The following is an 18,805-nucleotide window of genomic DNA, read 5'->3' as shown; positions in this document are numbered from 1 at the left end:
GCGACCTCACCCCAGCAGGCGCCGCGTCCGCTCGTCGGCCGGGTAGAACGCCTCGATCGCGAGCTCGGAGAGCGTCACCTCCCGCGGGGTCCCGAAGACCGTGGTCGTCGAGATGAACGAGAGCACCTCGCCAGCCTCGGTCCGCAGCTGCAAGGGGACGACGAGGGCGGGCGAGTCGACCGGCGCGATGCCGCCGGCGACGACCTCGCCGTACAGCTCCGCGAGGAACGGGTCCCCCGTCGCCGCGTGCTCGCGGTGCAGCCGCTCGGCGAGGTGCGCCCGCCACTCGTCGAGGTTGGCGATGCGGCCGCCCAGCCCGCGGGGATGGATGGACAGCCGGATGACGTTCACCGGCGGCTCGAGCAGGTCCGCGTCGACTCCCGCGAGCAACGCGTACGTCGCCTCGTTCGCGGCGACCAGCTCCCAGCGGCGGTCGACCACGAGCGCCGGGTAGGGATGGTGCGCCACGAGGATCGCCTCGAGGGCACGGTTCGCCTCGGCCATCGACGGGTCGCCCAGCGCGCGCTCGGGATGGGCCGGCGCGTGACCCGCCGCCAGCAGCACCTGGTTCTGCTCGCGCAGCGGCACCTCGAGCTGGTCGCACAGGCGCATCACCATCGTGCTCGTCGGGCGACTGCGGCCCGTCTCGATCCAGCTGAGATGGCGGGCCGACACCTCGGCGCGGTTCGCGAGCTCGAGCTGCGAGAGCCGGCGGCGCTGCCGCCACTCACGGATCAGGGTGCCGGCGGTGGTGCTCACGAGCGCCAACCTAGCCAAGGGAGGGCACCGCGGCCATGACCTGCGAGGTCATCGACGTCCGGCGGCGCGTCGGGTGGGATCGACCCATCACCGACGAACGGAGCACATCATGAGCACCACCCAGGCCTACGCCATCGCCTACCTGCGCGAAGTGGACTTCGGTCCCGAGATCATCGAGTACCTCGAGCGGATCGACGACACCCTCGCGCCCTACGAGGGCCGTTTCATCGTGCACGGCGGCACCCTGACCGCAGCCGAGGGCACGTGGGACGGCGATCTCGTCATCATCGAGTTCCCGAGTGCCCGGGCGGCACGGGACTGGTACGAGTCGCCGGGCTACCAGGCGATCCTGCCGCTGCGCACCGAGCACTCCTCGTCGATCGCCTGCATCGTCGAGGGGACGAAGCCGGGCCACGTGGCGAAGGACAAGCTCGCCGCGCTGCTGGCCTGAGCCCGACGGGATGCGACGGCGGCCCTCGAGGTCGCCGGGACATGGATCACCCGATCTCGGCGTAGCGTGAGCCGTGTCACGTCGACGAGAGGCTGAGGCCGTGAAGATCGGTGTTCCCCAGGAGATCAAGAACCACGAGTACCGGGTGGCGATCACCCCGCTGGGCGTGCGCGAGCTGACCAGCCGCGACCACTCGGTCGTCATCCAGACCGGCGCCGGAGTCGGCTCGTCGATCGCCGACGACGACTACGTCGCGGCCGGCGCGACCATCGTCGACGACGCGGAGTCCGCGTGGGGCACCGATGGCGGCGTGGACCTCGTACTGAAGGTCAAGGAGCCCGTCGCCGAGGAGTACCACCGCATGCGCGAGGGTCAGCTGCTCTTCACGTACCTGCACCTGGCGGCCGACCGACCGCTGACCGATGAGCTGCTCGCGCGGAAGGTCACCGCCGTGGCCTACGAGACGGTGACCGGCGCGAACGGCGGGCTCCCCCTGCTGTACCCCATGAGCGAGGTGGCGGGATGCCTTGCGCCCCAGGTCGGCGCGCACGCGCTGATGAGGGCCGAGGGCGGCCGAGGGGTGCTGCTCGGCGGGGTCGGTGGTGTCGCCAACGCGAAGGTGGTCATCATCGGCGCCGGGGTGTCCGGGCAGAACGCGGCGAACATCGCCCTCGGCATGGGCGCCGACGTGACCCTCCTGGACACCGACCTCGACAAGCTGAGGATGAGCTTCTGGAGGTACGACAACCGCGTGCACGGACTCGCCTCGTCGAGGCTCGCGATCGAGCAGCAGGTGCTCGCCGCTGATCTGGTCATCGGAGCGGTGCTGCTGCCGGGCGCCGCGGCTCCGAAGCTGGTCAGCAACGAGCTGGTGTCGCGGATGAAGCCGGGGTCGGTCCTCGTCGACATCGCGATCGACCAGGGGGGCTGCTTCGAGGACTCGCGCCCGACGACGCACGCCGATCCGACCTTCGGCGTCCACGACTCGATCTTCTACTGCGTGGCCAACATGCCCGGGGCGGTCCCCCACACGTCGACGTACGCCCTGACGAACGCGACGCTGCCCTACACGATCGCCCTGGCCGAGCACGGCTGGACCGAGGCGATGCGAGCCGACACCGGTCTGGCGCAGGGCCTCAACACCCACGACGGGAAGCTGACGAACGCCGCGGTCGGCGCGGCCGTGGGCCACTCGGCGATCACGGTCGAGGAGGTCCTGTCGGCCTGACGGTGGACCACCCGCGTGCCAGCATGCCGAGATGAGCACGAGTCCGGACGAGGGCGTCGAAGCCGAGCACGCCGGAAGCACCCGCCTGATGCTGCTGCTGGCGGCGGCGATGTTCGTCCTGGTGGTCGACACGTCCTTGATGAACGTGTCGATCTCCGCTGTCATCGACGACCTGGACACCACGGCCAGCGGGGTGCAGTCCGCCATCGCGCTCGAGGCACTCGTCTCGGCGGCGTTCATCCTGATCAACAGCAAGGTCGGCGACCTGATCGGCCGCAAGCGCGCCTACGTCCTCGGGCTCGCGGCGTACGCGCTGGGAGCCCTGGCGATGACCCTCGCCCAGAGCCTCACCTCGATCGTCGTCTTCTGGGCGATCATCGGGGGGCTGGGGGCCTCGCTGCTGCTGCCGGCCATGCAGTCACTGATCCACGGCAACTTCACGGGCGCCGCGCAGAAGAAGGCGTACGCGCTGGTCGGTGCCGCGGCTGCCATCGCGGCCGCGATCGGCCCTCTCCTCGGCGGATTCGTCACGACCTACCTCTCGTGGCGAGTCGGCTTCGCGCTGGAGGTCGTCATCATCGGCGTCGTCCTGAGCCAGATCCGGCTGGTCCGCGACGTTCCGTACACCGGCTCACGGCAGGTGGACCCGGTCGGCGCCGTCCTGTCCGTCGTCGGCATGGGCGGGGTCGTCCTCGGCATCCTCGTCTGGCAGGAGGGCGGTGAGTACGTCGGCCTGCTGATGGTGGTCGGGGCCGCCGCGCTCGCGGTGCTCACGCGGTGGCTCGTCCGGCGCAAGCGCGAGCAGAAGGTCCCGCTGCTCGACCCCGACCTGTTCCGGCACCCGAACTTCACGGCCGGCGTCTCGGGTCAGCTGCTCCAGCAGGTCGCGCTCGGCGGGGCGATGATCGCCTTGCCGCTGTTCTTCCAGATGACGCTCGAGTACGACGCCCTCGAGGCCGGGCTCTCCCTGGCTCCCCTGTCGCTGACCATGTTCGTCGCGGCCGTCCTGGCCGGCAGGAAGGCCGGCGGCCGGCGGCCGGCCGCGATCATCCGCGACGGCTTCGTGTTGACCAGCCTGGGGATCGCGATCATCATCCCGTTCGTCCCCCGGGTGGACAGCGGCTGGTACCTCGTCGTCCCCCTGGCCATCACGGGGTGCGGCCTGGGCCTGCTCGTGTCGCAGCTCAACAACTACACGCTCGCGCCCGTCGAGGAGGAGCGAGTCAGCGAGGCCGCCGGGGTCAACTCCGCGGCCGGCTCCTTCGGGCTCTCCTTCGGCCTGGCCATGGCCGGCGGCCTCATGCTCGCGGCCCTGTCGATCAGCTTCACCCAGATGACCGAGAGCAGCGAGGTCATCCCGGCGGCGCAGCAGCAGCAGATCGCCGCCGCCCTCGAGAACGACGCCGAGATCATGAGCAGCACCCAGCTGGCCGAGCAGATCACCGGCGAGCCCCCGGCCGTCGAGGCCGAGGTCGTCGCCATCAACGACGACGCCCGCAACCTCTCGCTCCAGATCGCCCTCCTGGTCCCCCTCGTCGCCGGGCTGCTCGGGCTGCTCAACTCCTTCCGGATGCTGCGGCTGCCGGACCGCAGGCCCGCGACGGACCTCGGCGGCGTGGACTTCTGACCCTCCGCCGCGCCGTCGGTGGCGTTGGGCCCTGGACCAGCAGGCCCGCAGGACCGGAGCGGGCCCGAACGTCAGATCGGTGCGTCCCAGCTGCAGGCGTCGGCGGTCGCGTAGATCGTGTCGCGCAGGGTGCGGATCTGCTCGTTGATCTGCGCCAGCTCCTGCGGGGTGCGTCCCGAGCTCTCGAGCAGCGCCGAGCCGAGGCATCCGGCCCGCTCACGCAGCGCGTCGCCCTGGGGCGTGAGGGCGACGATGACCTGCCGCTCGTTGCTGGGGTTGCGCCGACGCGTGATCAGTCCCCCGGTCTCGAGGCGCTTCAGCAACGGGGTGAGGGTGCTGGACTCCAGCGCGAGGCTCGAGGCGAGGGCGCTGACGGTCTGCTCGTCCTCGCGCCACAGGACGCTCAGCACGAGGTACTGCGGATACGTCAGTCCCAGCTCGTCGAGCAGGGGCTTGTACATCCGCTGGATCGCCATCCCCGCCGAGTAGATCGAGTAGCAGAGCTGGTCCTCCAGCGGAGTGGCCGGAGCGCTGGTCGCTGCAGTCATGTGAACTCCTCCTATCGCGATAATCATAACCGCGAAAACTTTTCTTCGCCGACCCCTTGACTCGTCGAGCACGTCGGAGCAGTCTTTACTTATCGCGATAAACGTTATCACGATTCGACAGAACAGGCACTCCCATGAACGCACAGCTCTCGCAGATCAAGAACGTGGTCCTCGTGCACGGCGCCTTCGCCGACGGCTCCGGGTGGCGCGGCGTGTACGACAACCTGACGGAGCGCGGCTACCGCGTCTCGATCGTCCAGAACCCGCTGACCTCGTTCGCCGACGACGTCGCGGCCACCACCCGGATCCTGGACCAGCAGGACGGCCCGGCGATCCTCGTCGGTCACTCCTGGGGCGGCACCGTCATCACCGAGGCGGGCACGCACCCGAACGTCGCGGGCCTCGTCTACGTCTCGGCGCTCATCCCGGACACGGGCGAGAACAGCGCCCAGCAGTACGAGGGCTTCGCCGCGACTCCGGAGTTCGTCATCGACGTCGCCGACGACGGGTTCGGACGGCTCAACCGCGCCGCGTTCAAGGCCGGCTTCGCCCACGACACGAGCGACGCCGACGCCGCCTTCCTGGCCGACTCGCAGGTCCCGATCAACATGGCCTCCTTCGAGGCGCGCGTCACGAAGGCCGCGTGGCACGACGTCCCCAGCTGGGCCGTCATCGCGACCGAGGACAAGGCCTTCGACCAGGCCATGCTCCAGCACATGGCGACGCGGATCGGCGCCCGCATCACCAACGTCTCGGCCAGCCATGCCCTCTTCCTCACCCAGGCGGGCGTCGTCGCTGACACGATCGACGAGGCCGCCCGCACCGCCGTGGCCGAACTGGTCTGACCCTTCCCCGCCCACGCCTCAGGCTCGGAGTCCGCGGACTCCGGGCCTGGGCTCATTCCCTGGGCAGCACGCCCGAGGCGAACACCTCCACGGCCGCCCGCCACACGCGGTCCCGCTGCTCCTCCGTCCGCCCGAGCAGTCCGTGGCGCTCCTGGACGGTGAGGCCTGCGAGCAGCGCGGCGAACGCCACGGCGCCCGTCTCGTCCGGGGACCCGAGCATGTCGACGACCACCTGCCGGCACTTCAAGGCACCGTGGCCGGGAGGTATCGGTCCCGCGAGAGGCCGCATGAACATGAGCTCCGTCAGCGCCGGCTCGGCACGGGAGAAGCGTCGGGTGGCCTCGGCGTACTCCATCAGTCCGCGGCGCACGTCGCCGGAGGCTTGGGGCAATGAGGTCGCGAGCAGTTCGAAGCCCTTGAGCGCCACGGCGTTGACCAGCCCCTCACGACCGCCGAAGAGCTGGTTGAGGGCCGCGATGTTCGTGCCGGCGACCGTGGCGACGTGACGCGTGGTGAGGGCGCCCGGACCCTCGCTCCTCACGATCTCGAGCGCGGCGTCGCGGATCTGGCTCGCCAGGGCATCCGTGCGGGTACGGGGTCGGGCCATGGGGCTATCCTAGGTTCTGTATCGTTGATACGTTACCGCCATGACCCGCCTACTCCCCCGTGTCGCCGAAGCCATCGAGGCGATGCCGATCGCGCGGCTGCTCGGCCTGTCGGTCGAGTCCACCGGCCCGGACCGGACCGTCGTCAGCATGCCCCTCCGGCCCGAGCTCACCTTCGACGGCATCCACTGCCAGGGCGGAGTCGTCGCGATGCTGGCCGACTTCGCCGCGGTCGGCGCCGCCTTCGCCGCGGTGGTCGAGACCGGCCGGATCGTCGCGACCACCGCGATCGAGGCCCACCACCTCCGACCCGCCCACGGCGAGCGACTCGTCGCCGTCGGACGGCTCGTCGGGCCACCCGGGCGCACGATGGTCGCCGCGGCCGACGTCCACCTCGGCTCCCCGGAGGGCGTGCACTGCCTGACCGGGCTGTTCACCGCCACGGCGATCAACCCGGCGCCGGCGACCTAGACCCTCGGCGCATCGAGGCGCCACCACCCGGGTGCCACCCTGACCCACGTGGGCCGTTGCCGTGGGAGTGTGAGGCATGAGCGACGACCCGCTGGACCACTTCGCCGAGGTCGCCCGCGCGATGAGCGCAGAGTCCGGTCTCGACCAGACCCTGGAGCGCGCCGTCGCCGGTGCCGTCGAGCTGGTGGAGGGTTGTGACCATGCCGGCATCTCGGTGGTCGAGCGGCGCCGAGTCGTCGAGACCGCGGCCGCCTCCGACGACCTCGTCCGCCGTGGCGACCAGCTGCAGTACGAGCTGAACGAGGGTCCCTGCCTCCAGTCGATCCGCGAGCAGGAGACGGTGCAGAGCGACGACCTCACCACGGAGGACCGGTGGCCCACCTGGTCGCGCCGGGCGGCTGACGAGCTCGGCGTCCGGTCGATGCTCTCGGTGCAGCTGTTCGTCAGCGAGGACAGCCTCGGCGCCCTGAACCTCTACTCCGGCACCGTGGGCGCGTTCACCGCCGACAGCAGGGAGACGGCCCTGGCGCTCGCGGCGCACGTCGCCGTCGCGATGCTCGCCGCGCAGGAGCACGAAAACTACGAGTCCGCCCTCGCCCACCGCACGGTGATCGGCCAGGCCCAGGGCATCCTCATGGAGCGCTACCAGCTGACGCCCGACCAGGCGTTCGCGACTCTCGCGCGGGTCTCGCAGGCCCAGAACCGCAAGCTCCGCCACATCGCGCTCGACCTCACGCGCAACGCGAACCTGGGGGGCCTGCCTCGCAGCCCGGCGCCGCCCGCCCCCTGAAGGGTCGGCGCGGGTCACGACAATCCTCGCGGGCCCAGACCGGTTCTCGCGACAGGCGCTGGATAATTACTAGGAAGTCCTACTATATTGGTAGGACATCCTAGTAATCAGTGAGGTCACCATGCACGCTCCCGTGAATCCGGTGCGCTTCGTCACCGCGTCGAGCCTCTTCGACGGCCACGACGCGAGCATCAACATCATGCGGCGCATCCTGCAGAGCCAGGGCGCTGAGGTGATCCACCTCGGCCACAACCGCTCCGTGGCCGAGATCGTCGACGCGGCGGTCGAGGAGGACGTGCAGGGCGTGGCGGTCAGCTCCTACCAGGGCGGCCACGTGGAGTACTTCGAGTACCTCGTCCAGCTGCTGGCCGAGCGCGGCGCGGGCCACATCAAGGTCTACGGGGGCGGCGGTGGGGTGATCGTGCCCGAGGAGGTCGCGCGGCTGCGCGAGGCCGGGGTGCGGATCTTCAGTCCCCAGGATGGTCAGCGCCTCGGCTTGGTGGGGATGATCAACCAGCTCATCGAGGAGTGCGACGTCGACCTGACCGAGCTCGGTGTCCCGGACGCCGATGCCGTGCTGGCCGGGGACAGCGCCGCGGTGTCGCGGGCCGTGACCGCGGCCGAGACGGGGCGGCTGCCGGCTCCCCTGGCGCAGGCGATCGAGGAGGCGGCCGCCCGGTCGACGACGCCCGTCCTGGGCATCACGGGCACCGGCGGGTCCGGCAAGAGCTCGCTGACCGACGAGCTGGTCCGCTGCTTGCGCCTCGACCATGCCGACAAGCTGCGCGTCGCGGTGGTGGCCATCGATCCGACCCGGCGCAAGGGCGGGGGCGCGCTGCTGGGCGACCGCATCCGGATGAACGCCCTCGGCGGCCCGGTGTCGTTCCGGTCCCTGGCGACCCGGGGCAGCCACGAGGTCCCCGAGCACCTCGGCGACGTGATCTCCGTGCTCAAGGCGGCCGGGAACGACCTCGTGATCGTGGAGACGCCGGGCATCGGCCAGGGCGACGCGGGGATCCTGCCGTTCGTCGACCGGTCGCTCTACGTGATGACGCCGGAGTTCGGTGCGGCCAGCCAGCTGGAGAAGATCGACATGCTCGACTTCGCCGACGTCGTCGCGATCAACAAGTTCGAGCGTCGCGGCGCCAAGGACGCCCTGCGCGACGTCGGACGCCAGCTGGTGCGCAACCGGGAGGCGTTCGGCAAGCAGCCGGCGGACATGCCGGTCTTCGGCACCTCGGCGGCCCACTTCAACGACGACGGGGTGACCGCGCTCTACCAGGAGCTGCGGGACGTGCTGGGACTCGAGCCGGGCGTCCTGCCCGCGGTGGACGTCCGGCACTCGACCGACGAGCACCACCTCGTGCCGCCGCAGCGCATCCGCTACCTCGCCGAGATCGCCGAGACGGTGCGCGGCTTCCACGCGGAGACCGAGCAGCTCGCCGACCTGGCCGATCGGGCTCAGCACCTGGCCACGGCGGCGGCGATGCTGCCCGACGACGAGGCGGTCCAGCAGGCCGCCCGCCGGGCGCTCGACGAGCTGCCCGCCCACGTGAGGGACACCTTCGACGCCTGGCCCGGGGTGGTGGAGTCGTACTCCGGCGACGAGCAGGTCGTGAAGGTGCGCGATCGTGAGCTGCGCTTCGCGCTGGCGCGCGAGACGCTCTCGGGCAACCAGGTCCGCCGCGTCAGCCTGCCGCGCTACCGCTCGCACGGCGATCTCGTGCGCTTCTGGCGACGCGAGAACCTGCCCGGCTTCTTCCCCTACACAGCGGGCGTGTTCACGTTCAAGCGCGACAACGAGGACCCGGCGCGCATGTTCGCCGGCGAGGGCGACCCCCTGCGGACGAACAAGCGCTTCAAGCTGCTCAGCGAGGGACAGCCGGCCACCCGGCTGTCGACGGCGTTCGACTCGGTGACCCTCTACGGCCGCGACCCCGGCGAGCGCCCCGACATCTACGGCAAGGTCGGCACGTCCGGCGTCTCGGTGGCCACGCTCGACGACATGAAGACCCTGTACGACGGCTTCGACCTCGTCTCGCCGTCCACCAGCGTCTCGATGACGATCAACGGCCCGGCGCCGACCGTGCTGGCCTTCTTCCTCAACACCGCGATCGACCAGCAGGTCGACGCCTTCCGCGAGCGGGAGGGCCGAGACCCCTCGGAGGCCGAGGCGGCCGAGCTGCGCACGTTCGCGCTGCAGAACGTCCGCGGCACCGTGCAGGCCGACATCCTCAAGGAGGACCAGGGCCAGAACACGTGCCTGTTCTCCACCGAGTTCAGCCTGCGGATGATGGGCGACATCCAGCAGTGGTTCATCGACCAGGGCGTGCGGAACTTCTACTCCGTCTCGATCTCGGGCTACCACATCGCCGAGGCCGGGGCGAACCCCATCAGCCAGCTCGCGTTCACCCTGAGCAACGGGTTCACCTACGTCGAGTCGTACCTCGCCCGCGGGATGGACATCGACGACTTCGCGCCGAACCTGTCGTTCTTCTTCAGCAACGGCATGGACCCCGAGTACTCGGTCATGGGCCGTGTCGCGCGCCGGATCTGGGCGATCGCGATGAAGGAGAAGTACGGCGCGAACGACCGCAGCCAGAAGCTGAAGTACCACGTCCAGACGTCGGGCCGATCCCTGCACGCGCAGGAGATGAACTTCAACGACATCCGCACGACGCTGCAGGCGCTCATCGCGATCTACGACAACGCCAACAGCCTGCACACCAACGCGTTCGACGAGGCCGTCACCACCCCGTCGGAGGAGTCGGTGCGCCGCGCGCTCGCGATCCAGCTGATCATCAACCGCGAGTGGGGCCTGGCGATGAACGAGAATCCGCTGCAGGGCTCGTTCGTCATCGACGAGCTGACCGACCTCGTGGAGGAGGCCGTACTGCGCGAGTTCGAGGCGATCAGCGAGCGCGGCGGCGTGCTGGGCGCGATGGAGACCGGCTACCAGCGCGGCCGGATCCAGGACGAGTCGATGCTCTACGAGCACCGCAAGCACGACGGCACGCTGCCGATCGTCGGCGTCAACACCTTCAAGAACCCGCACGGCGACGAGGTCCCGCAGAAGCTCGAGCTCGCCCGCGCGACCGAGGACGAGAAGCAGTCCCAGCTGCGTCGCCTGCGCGACTTCCAGCAGGCCCACCGCGACGAGTCCGAGGCAGCGCTCGCCCGCCTCAAGGAGGCCGCCGCGACCCACGAGAACGTGTTCGCCGTCCTCATGGACGCCGCCCGCGTGTGCTCGCTCCAGCAGGTCACCGAGGCGTTCTTCGAGGTCGGGGGCCAGTACCGCCGCAACGTCTGAAGCGGGAGCGGAAACGCATCAGGCCCGGAATCCAAGGATTCCGGGCCTGATCTTCGTGGTAGCGGGGGCAGGATTTGAACCTGCGACCTCTGGTCCACCTCATCGGACCTCTGGACTCCACCGATCATTTCCGGAACCAGCGGAATCTCCTTGATGTGCAGGGAATCCGTCGCTTCCGACTCCACCGACTCTAGCCGGTGCGTCACGGAAACTCACGACCCAATCGAGGCGTCAAATGGAGGCTCGCCGAGACGGGTTTGTCGAAGCCGGACCTACGAAGTAGGCCGGTACACCAGCGGCCCCGTGAGACTGCCGCCGTGCCGACAGTGGGGCGGAGTTGAGGCGCTCCCCCGACTGGGCTCGAACCGATAGCCCTTCGGTCCGGGGAGCGCGAGACGACCGACGTCCCTGACCCTCGGTGTGGGCTGTTGCGTCAGAGGCTGCGCGAGCGCGGAAGATTGCGCTGACCTGCGCAAACGATTCGATCGCGCTCGGACCGAATGACTCATGGGCTGCATCCTTGATCTGCCTCAGCCTGCGTGCCTGTGCGGCTGTTCGCGCTGATTGTCGACTCAATTCTGACACTTCGCGCGCCTCCAGATGTACCGTCACCTGCACCCCTTGGCGCGCGGCGCCTTGAGGTGCCCACGCGGCGATCTACTCAGTCGACCCAGGCCGGATCGGCGCGATCATCTCCTTCAACGATTCAGTGACGATGATCGGCGGTGCAGAGAATGGCTGACCATAGTCCGTCTCGTCTCGAAGTAGCCAATCCGCGGGGACGTCCACTCGGTGCTTGCTCTGGACGTAGATGCCGAAGCTGTCGCGATGCTCGATTACATAGGGGACTCGACCCGATGCCGCCAGGACGAGACCATCGCCTAGCGGCCCGAACTCAGGATCCCAAACGTCCCTCCGCTCGGAAGACGGGTCACGCCAGGTGTGTTTGTTCATGACCACATCGAAAGCTGCGAACTCCAAACGAGAAAGAAACGCCTGAACGTCAGTCGCCACTGCGAACTGATCGCGCCTGTCTGCGTGAACCGCCAGGTGGCGGAGGTGGCCCAGCCAGTGCGCGACCTCGTCTCGAGTGAACTCGAGTGCCTCGTAGATGCGTAGGAACTGCCAGAGAGGATCGATGAGCTCGAACGGTCCAAGTTTGAATCCGCGCTCGAATACCCTGCACAGCTCGCGAAATCTGCTCGTCGCGTGCGTTGTGGCCCGCGACTCTGCGAAGAGTCGCACGCCATCCGACCTGTCTCCCAGCGCGTGAAACGGAAGATTCGCGAACGGGACCGGGTCGATCCGTGGTCCGACGATTCGCGTCGTCCACGGCGGGACGCCGAACGTGAGTGGGCCTGCAGCCGTAAGGCGGACCCTCTCTTCCGCGGAGAGGTCGATCAACGCGAACGCCGGCCTGGGCGACAAGATTCTGGGACTGACGCCCGAGCAAAGGGCGATGAGATCCGCAAGCTCGTTGATGGCTGCCTCGACTACCGTGCGTGTCGCGGCAGGGACAACGATCCCACCCGATTCCCCTACGAGTTCCGACATGTCGACGTCTGAGGTAGCGAGGACGAGCACTCCGCACTCTCCGGACGACGCGCGGAGCGCGTCGACCTGAATCCGCGTCTCGCCGCTTGACAGGGTGATCGGCGCAGAGGTCTCCGGCACGCCGAGGATCTCGTGAATCGTGGCACCTTCGCGGAGTTCGAAAACCGCTAATCTCGCAAACTTCATGGCGAGACGCTACTGCCGGTGTTCCTCAGAAGAGTGGACCTCCGCAATGACCGCCGGGCGGTGGAACGGCTTCCTCCACTGGAAGTCTCCCTCGCCGCGCAACAGCGTCTCTTTACGGATACCGCAGGTCGTCCTTGCACACAGTCCGTGATGGAACATAGGCGGCGATCGCGCATGCCTGGCGGACCGTTCCTGCGCCCGAGCGAGATCAAGACCCTGTGTGTCCGATCGCACGTCACCGAGCAGAGTGTCGGGACCTAGTGCGTACTTGTCGCGGTAGGCGACGACGGTGCGCAGCTCGCGGATCCAGCGTTCACACAGTGGTCCGTCCGGGGGCTTTGCGCCGATGCGGCGCAGCCACCCGTCGTTCTTGGTGAGCGCGGCGTCGGCGAGCGCGGAGGACCTCAAGAACACCCCTGCTCTCGCGCCATCAATATCGACACATAGCGACCCTTCAAGCCCCTTGGTGGTGTTGGATTTAGCTGTGTCCGATCCAGAGGTCGATGAGAACGCCGCGTCGGCGCACGCCGAGGCCGACGCGATGGACGACCAGTGCCCGACTCCCACGGCCCACGCTCGGCTCCGTGAAGCCCATAAGCACTGGCATGACGCCCTATCCGAGTATCAGCGTCCCGAGGGTTTTCGTATTGCACTGAACGCTTGCATCCAAACACTCCGGAACGTCACTTTCGCGCTGCAAAAGGAGAAGCGGCTAGTTCCCGAGTTCGATGACTGGTACTCGGACTGGCAGTCGAAGATGAAGCAAGACTTCATAATGCGGTGGGTCGTGGCCGCGCGAAATCAGATCGTCAAGGCACAGGACCTGGAGACCCACTCATGGGCGATCGTCCGGTTCACGACCGACTATTACACAGCTGCTGCCGAAGTCGAACGATCCCTCACCAGCGCCGACCGAGCCTCCGAGCCCGAAAAAGGCAGCGGAACCCCGGATGCAAACGGGACCTCTGAGACCAGTCCCGAACCGCCCGCTGAGATGCTCCTATGGAGGTCAAGCCTGTAGTGCGTGGCGGACTTCTCGGGCGACGTAGCGTTTGAGGCAGCGGATGATTTCGGGTTTGCTGAGGCCTTCTTTGGTGCGTCGTTCGACGTAGGCGCGGGTGGCGGGGTCGTAACGGAGTCTGCAGAGCACGATCCGATAAAGGGCTGCGTTGGCTTGGCGGTCTCCGCCGCGGTTGAGCCGGTGTCTGCCGGTGGTCTTGCCGCTGCTGGCGGGCAGAGGCGCGACGCCGCAGAGGCTGGCGAAGGCGGGATCGCTGTGGAGACGCTGCGGGTTGTCGCCGGCGGTCACGAGCAGTGTTCCGGCGACGTCGGTGCCGACGCCGAACAGAGCGAGCAGCTCAGGACAGGCCTGCGGAACCAGTTGCTCGAGCAGCCGGTCGAGGTCAGCGATGTCGGTGTTGGCGTCCTGGTGACGGCGAGCGAGTTGGCGCAGGGCGTGCTTGGTGGCCGCGACCGGATCCAGGGCTGGTCCGGGTCGCAACGCGGCCGCGGTGTCGACGAGGTGGCGGGTCGAGAGGTGCCGCAGCTGTTCACGCAGCGGTTCTGGAGCGCTGATCACCAACGCGTGCAGTTGGTTGGCCACTTGGATCCGAGTCCTGACCGCGCTGCGCCGGGCGACCCGCAGCGCTCGGATCGCCTCGACGTCACCGTCGCGGGTCTTGGGGATCCCGGTCGCTGTCCCGGCCATCACGGCCCGGGCGGCGGCTTCGGCATCGACCGGGTCGGACTTGCCCTTGGCCCGGCGAGTCCGCCGGTCGGGACGGTCGACCTCGACCACCCGGTGGCCGGCGGCTCGGGCTGCCCGGGCCAGTCCGGCGCCGTAACAGCCCGTTCCTTCGATCCCGAACGCCCGAACGGGACCGAACCGGGTGCCCCAACGCAACAACGACCGATAGCCGGCCGGGTCCGCGGCGAACGACCGCTCACCGATCACCCGTCCGACTTGGTCCAGCGCGACGGCGACATGGGTGTCCAGATGCGTGTCGACACCCACCGTGACTTCGCCGCCCAGATTTGTCATCGTGGACATGTCATCTCCTTCATCCGGTGGTGACACGGCACCCACCGAACGGGCGGACAAGACAGTGACGGGGCCTCTGGCCAGGCTCCTATGAGGTCACGAACGCTCGACCAGGTGACGTGCAGGACGGGGTCACCCGCACCGAGCGACAGATCTCAGCAAGGACACCAAGGTCGGTCAGCCAAAGGGTCAACTCGGACGGGCGACCCCGTTCCCCATTGTCACTGTCAGCGAAGGCGTCGTCTCCGTCGCTCACGTTCGGAGAGATCATCACGGAGTTCTTCACCAACGACGGCATACCGGACGCAGTGAAGAGGGACACCGCGGTATCGATCGAACGCCGGTGGATAGCCGAAGACCTCCCCGACGTCGAGATCCTGGACGCGCTTGCCCACGCGTACGGCGTGTTGAACCTACTCCTCGAGGATGCCCACAAGCAGGCCGGTGGTGAGACGGGGCACGTGTGGTCAGATGGTGAGCACACGCTGGTCCTCCCAAAGAATCTGCTCCACGCAGGCCGCCTTCCGTGCATGGTCACTTCAACTGCGGCCAGAACATTGACCCTCGGAGCGTTCGACGGGCGGGACGCGGGCGGACGTGTATTCGATGCCGAGGTACCAGACCGAAAGTCCGCTGAGAAGGCACTCCAGCGTTACAAGTCGCCGAGAATCAAGTTGCAGTCCTACCCGATGGATGCTGTGGACTGGTCGGAGCTCTACCTTGCGAACGCCATGGCGATCCTCCGGAGTGGGGAAGAGCACGGTTGGTTCATGCTGTATTTCCGACGTCGGAGCAAGGTGCACGTTCAGGCGTTGTACGCCCGAGACAGAGCGGATAAGCGCTCCCTCTCAAAGGAGGTCGCCCACTTTGTCGCGGTCAACTCGATTGACGGCGTGATCTCAATCGGCGAAGTCTGGTCGTCAGCGTTCGAGAGGGATGCCGATGGCGTTCCGGTCAACCCGGCCGAGCAGCCCGACAGGACGGAAGCGCTTCATCTCCACGCCGAAACCGCTTCGGGCAAGATGCGCGACATCATTGTTCCGTTTCGACGCCGACGTTTTGGTCGACCCATCATTGATGAGCCCGTCGAAGACAACGCCGAGTTCATGTTTCTCGGACCAGTCCGAGCGGTCTGGCGGCTCATGCGTCCCCCCGCTGACCCCTCCTCCGAGCCCGCTGAGACTGGTGCGCCTACGGGTGAACCGGTGGAGGCGGAGGATCAGGAAATTCAGCAGACGTAGTTGCACGGGACCGTGCCGTCGAAAGTGTTCGTCAGTTGTCTCGGTGTGGGCGTCTCACCTGCACAAACAGGCCAAAAGGGGTTTCATGCGTTCTGACCTGTAACCGGTTTCCCGGACACCGAGTCTGAGGCGATGATCGTCTCGGAGAGGAGTCCGCTATGCCAGCACCGAAGGATCCGGAGTTTCGTCGTCGGGCGGTTGAGCTTGCCCGATTGCGGGAGAAGCCGATCGCGCAGATTGCGAGGGATTTGGGGATTGCCGAGTCCGGGCTACGCCGGTGGGTGGCCCAGGCCGACATCGACGAGGGCAAGAAGCAGGGTCTGACGACCGATGAGCGGCTCCGAGTTGGTCCGGTTGCGGCGTGAGAACCGGACCCAGGCGATGGAGATCGAGATCCTGAAGCGGGCGTCGGCCTACTTCGCGCGGGAGAACGTGCTCCCAAACTAGGGTTCCGGTTCGTTCGTGAGCTTGCCGCCGACGGGTTCGCCGTCGCGGTGAAGTGCCGGGTGTTGGGCGTGTCGACGTCGGGCTACTACGACTGGCTGCGGAGGCCGCCGTCACTGCGGGACGTCACCGATGCGTATCTGCTCGACGTGATCATCGACATCCACACAGCTGCCCGGCAGACCTACGGCGTCCGACGGGTCCACGCCGAGCTGGTGCTGGGTCGGTCCCATCAGGTCGGGCGACGCCGGGTGGCACGTCTGATGTCCTGTCACGGGTTGGCCGGAGTTCACCGGCGCAAGTGGCGTCATCAGCGGCGTTCGGAGGCGGTCTGGCCCGACCACGTGGAGCGCCGGTTCCACGCTGACGCCCCGGATCGGCTCTGGGTCACCGACATCACCCAGCACCGCAGCACCGCAGCACCGCAGCACCGCAGCAGCGAAGGATGGGTCTACTGCGCAGCCGTGGTCGACGTGTTCAGCCGTCGGGTGGTGGGCTGGTCGATCGCGGACCACCTGCGCACCGAGCTGGTCGTCGACGCGCTCGAGATGGCGCGACTGCGCCGACGTCCAGCCGGCACGATCCTGCACTCGGACCGCGGCAGTCAAGGCGGATTCAATCGGTCGTCGCAACACCTCGTCGTGGAGGTGTTCGAGCATGGCGACAGCGGACTGGAGCAAAAAGACCAGCGACGCGCCAGAGGAGCTTCGCCGGCAGTGGCGTGCGGACCGGGCGCTGCGGCCAGCGATGCGCTCGCCCGGGCGTCCTGACCCATCCCGAGCGGTGCAACGGCAATTCTGGCGGCTGATCGCCACGGGCATCACGTCGGCAGAAGCGGCACTGGCGGTCGGTGTGTCAGTGCCGGTCGGGACCCGCTGGTTTCGCCACGCTGGCGGCATGCCGCCCATTTCGCTGGCCGAGCCCACCGGCCGCTATCTGAGCTTCGAGGAACGTGAGGAGATCGCCATCCTGCACGCCCAGGACAAGGGCGTTCGCGAGATCGCCCGCGCGATCGGGCGTGATCCCGGAACGGTCTCACGCGAGCTGCGGCGCAACGCTGCGACTCGTGGGGGGAAGCAGGAGTACCGGGCCACCGTGGCGCAGTGGAAGGCACAGCAGGCGGCCAAGCGCCCCAAGACCGCGAAGCTGCTCGAGAACCCGCAACTGCGGGAGTATGTCCAAGATCGGCTCGCCGGCAACGTTCGCCGGCCCGACGGCACGATCGTCACTGGCCCCACACCGGCCCCCTGGAAGGGGCTGAACAAGCCGCACCGTGCCGACCGGCGTTGGTCGCTGGCCTGGAGCCCGGAGCAAATCGCACAGCGGTTGAAGGTCGACTTCCCCGATGATGAGTCCATGCGCATCAGCCACGAGGCGATCTACCAGTCGCTGTTCATTGAGGGCCGTGGTGCGCTCAAGCGCGAGCTGGTCACGTGTCTGCGCACCGGACGTGCGCTACGTCAGCCGAGGGCCCGATCGCAGAACAAGCCCGGTGGGCATGTCACGGCCGATGTGGTTCTCAGCGAACGCCCCGCTGAAGCCGAAGACCGCGCCGTCCCAGGTCACTGGGAGGGTGACCTGATCATCGGCACTGGCCGGTCGGCGATCGGGACGATCGTTGAGCGCAGCAGCCGCTCAACGGTCCTGGTCCACCTGCCACGCATGGAGGGCTGGGGCGAGAAGCCCTACGTGAAGAACGGTCCATCGCTCGGCGGCTACGGGGCCGTAGCGATGAACGCGGCGCTGAGTGCGTCGATCACCAAGCTGCCCGAGCAGCTGCGCAAGACCCTGACCTGGGATCGCGGCAAGGAGCTCTCGGGTCACGCGCAGTTCGCGTTGGAGACCGGCACGAAGGTGTTCTTCGCCGACCCCCACTCGCCGTGGCAGCGGCCGAGCAACGAGAACACCAACGGCCTGCTGCGCCAATACTTCCCCAAAGGCACGGACCTGTCGCGTTGGTCCGCCGAGGACCTCGAGGCCGTCGCTCACGCGCTCAACAACCGGCCCCGCAAGATCCTTGGGTGGAAGACACCTGCCGAGGTGTTCGATGAGCAACTACGCTCGCTTCAACAACCCGGTGTTGCATCGACTGGTTGAACCCAAGCAATACACGTCGTGGCTGTTCGGGCACCGGCTCCGCGAGGCCGGCCTGCTCGGCTCGATGGGCAAGGTCGCCTGCGCCTACCACAACGCCCTCATGGAGTCGTTCTGGAGCTCGATGCAGATCGAGTTGCTCGATCGTCGCTACTGGACCACCCGAACCGAACTCGCCCAGGCGATCTTCGAGTGGATCGAAGCGTTCTACAACCCGGTCCGGCGACACTCGGCCCTGGACTACCGATCCCCGGTCGAGTTCGAACGACTTCACACCGCCGCCCAACAAGCGGCATGATCAACACACCACAACCGTCCGGGAAAGCGGTTACAGGTCAGAACGTGGTGATGAACTTCCGTTCGACAAGAGCGCCCCATCGTTCCACTCACGCGAGCAATGACCTCCTCGTCGCGCAACAGTCGATCGGGCACATCCTGGCACGCCGCGTCCTCGGGGAACCATCCCGCGCGCCGATCACGTCACCGTTTTTCAGCATGACCGTCCGGGTCGGACCGGCGGTCGACTCAACCCGCGTGCCATCGGAGTTGTAGGTGATGATCGTCCAACAACGGCTCGGTGCTGGAGGCCCGGTCTTCTCTCCGAAGTCCCA

General features: G+C 67.8%; 17 protein-coding genes and 1 pseudogene. 13 read left to right on the top strand and 5 right to left on the bottom strand.

Going from position 1 to position 18,805, the window contains the following annotated elements:
• Positions 1–6 precede the first annotated feature (6 nt).
• Positions 7–759 carry a helix-turn-helix domain-containing protein gene (locus tag ACY1JX_RS14165; protein WP_462564376.1) on the bottom strand — a complete coding sequence of 251 codons (753 nt, stop codon included), beginning with the start codon at positions 757–759 and terminating at the stop codon, positions 7–9.
• 109 nt (positions 760–868) lie between these two features.
• Between ACY1JX_RS14165 and ACY1JX_RS14160 the strand changes: the two genes are divergently transcribed.
• From ACY1JX_RS14160 to ACY1JX_RS14150, 3 genes are all read left to right on the top strand, one after another.
• Positions 869–1,210: a DUF1330 domain-containing protein gene (locus ACY1JX_RS14160; protein WP_462564375.1), complete on the top strand. Its 342-nt coding sequence runs from the start codon at positions 869–871 to the stop codon at positions 1,208–1,210.
• Between the two features lie 100 nt (positions 1,211–1,310).
• Entirely contained in the window at positions 1,311–2,438 is a 1,128-nt protein-coding gene (gene ald, locus ACY1JX_RS14155; RefSeq protein ID WP_462564374.1) for an alanine dehydrogenase, read from the top strand.
• 31 nt (positions 2,439–2,469) lie between these two features.
• Positions 2,470–4,065, top strand: coding sequence for an MFS transporter (locus tag ACY1JX_RS14150; RefSeq protein ID WP_462564373.1), 1,596 nt, complete (start codon positions 2,470–2,472; stop codon positions 4,063–4,065).
• 71 nt (positions 4,066–4,136) lie between these two features.
• Here the strand turns inward: ACY1JX_RS14150 and ACY1JX_RS14145 are convergent, their stop codons facing one another.
• Complete coding sequence (locus ACY1JX_RS14145) at positions 4,137–4,613, bottom strand: MarR family winged helix-turn-helix transcriptional regulator (RefSeq protein WP_286929943.1); 477 nt, start codon at positions 4,611–4,613, stop codon at positions 4,137–4,139.
• Between the two features lie 134 nt (positions 4,614–4,747).
• Here ACY1JX_RS14145 and ACY1JX_RS14140 point away from each other — a divergent pair, with 134 nt between their 5' ends.
• Positions 4,748–5,458 (top strand): alpha/beta fold hydrolase, encoded by a 711-nt coding sequence (locus tag ACY1JX_RS14140; protein ID WP_462564372.1) that lies wholly within the window; start codon positions 4,748–4,750, stop codon positions 5,456–5,458.
• A 52-nt stretch (positions 5,459–5,510) separates the two neighbouring features.
• Here ACY1JX_RS14140 and ACY1JX_RS14135 read toward each other — a convergent pair whose 3' ends face one another.
• Entirely contained in the window at positions 5,511–6,065 is a 555-nt protein-coding gene (locus tag ACY1JX_RS14135) for a TetR/AcrR family transcriptional regulator (protein WP_462564371.1), read from the bottom strand.
• A 40-nt stretch (positions 6,066–6,105) separates the two neighbouring features.
• Between ACY1JX_RS14135 and ACY1JX_RS14130 the strand changes: the two genes are divergently transcribed.
• From ACY1JX_RS14130 to icmF, 3 genes are all read left to right on the top strand, one after another.
• Complete coding sequence (locus ACY1JX_RS14130) at positions 6,106–6,534, top strand: PaaI family thioesterase (protein ID WP_462564370.1); 429 nt, start codon at positions 6,106–6,108, stop codon at positions 6,532–6,534.
• A 76-nt stretch (positions 6,535–6,610) separates the two neighbouring features.
• On the top strand, positions 6,611–7,324 hold the full coding sequence (locus ACY1JX_RS14125) for a GAF and ANTAR domain-containing protein (protein ID WP_462564369.1): 714 nt from the start codon (positions 6,611–6,613) through the stop codon (positions 7,322–7,324).
• Positions 7,325–7,445: 121 nt separating this feature from the next.
• Positions 7,446–10,634, top strand: coding sequence for a fused isobutyryl-CoA mutase/GTPase IcmF (icmF, locus tag ACY1JX_RS14120; RefSeq protein ID WP_462564368.1), 3,189 nt, complete (start codon positions 7,446–7,448; stop codon positions 10,632–10,634).
• 657 nt (positions 10,635–11,291) lie between these two features.
• Here the strand turns inward: icmF and ACY1JX_RS14115 are convergent.
• The gene (locus tag ACY1JX_RS14115) at positions 11,292–12,374 is read right to left on the bottom strand and encodes a hypothetical protein (RefSeq protein ID WP_462564367.1); all 1,083 of its coding nucleotides are present in this window, start codon (positions 12,372–12,374) and stop codon (positions 11,292–11,294) included.
• Between the two features lie 484 nt (positions 12,375–12,858).
• On the opposite strand from ACY1JX_RS14115, the gene ACY1JX_RS14110 reads away from it, so the two are divergent.
• A complete protein-coding gene (locus ACY1JX_RS14110) occupies positions 12,859–13,395 on the top strand; it encodes a hypothetical protein (protein ID WP_462564366.1) in 537 nt (178 codons plus the stop codon).
• Here the strand turns inward: ACY1JX_RS14110 and ACY1JX_RS14105 are convergent.
• Positions 13,384–14,424: an IS110 family RNA-guided transposase gene (locus tag ACY1JX_RS14105; protein ID WP_462564365.1), complete on the bottom strand. Its 1,041-nt coding sequence runs from the start codon at positions 14,422–14,424 to the stop codon at positions 13,384–13,386. The two genes, ACY1JX_RS14110 and ACY1JX_RS14105, sit on opposite strands and share 12 nt — an antisense overlap.
• A 209-nt stretch (positions 14,425–14,633) precedes the next feature.
• On the opposite strand from ACY1JX_RS14105, the gene ACY1JX_RS14100 reads away from it, so the two are divergent.
• From ACY1JX_RS14100 to ACY1JX_RS14080, 5 genes and pseudogenes are all read left to right on the top strand, one after another.
• Entirely contained in the window at positions 14,634–15,656 is a 1,023-nt protein-coding gene (locus ACY1JX_RS14100) for a hypothetical protein (RefSeq protein ID WP_462564364.1), read from the top strand.
• A 158-nt stretch (positions 15,657–15,814) separates the two neighbouring features.
• On the top strand, positions 15,815–16,021 hold the full coding sequence (locus tag ACY1JX_RS14095; protein WP_462564363.1) for a transposase: 207 nt from the start codon (positions 15,815–15,817) through the stop codon (positions 16,019–16,021).
• Positions 16,022–16,147: 126 nt separating this feature from the next.
• Positions 16,148–16,870, top strand: a pseudogene (locus ACY1JX_RS14090) (IS3 family transposase); the annotation flags it as partial.
• On the top strand, positions 16,758–18,197 hold the full coding sequence (locus tag ACY1JX_RS14085) for an IS30 family transposase (RefSeq protein WP_462564362.1): 1,440 nt from the start codon (positions 16,758–16,760) through the stop codon (positions 18,195–18,197). The pseudogene ACY1JX_RS14090 and the gene ACY1JX_RS14085, both read left to right, overlap by 113 nt.
• Entirely contained in the window at positions 18,148–18,492 is a 345-nt protein-coding gene (locus tag ACY1JX_RS14080) for a transposase (RefSeq protein WP_462564361.1), read from the top strand. Before ACY1JX_RS14085 ends, ACY1JX_RS14080 begins: the two co-directional genes overlap by 50 nt.
• Positions 18,493–18,805 lie beyond the last annotated feature (313 nt).

This window comes from Aeromicrobium sp. JP4 (assembly GCF_054957925.1).
The sequence above is the reverse complement of the archived record's forward strand: the minus strand, read 5'-3'. Positions and strand labels throughout refer to the sequence as shown.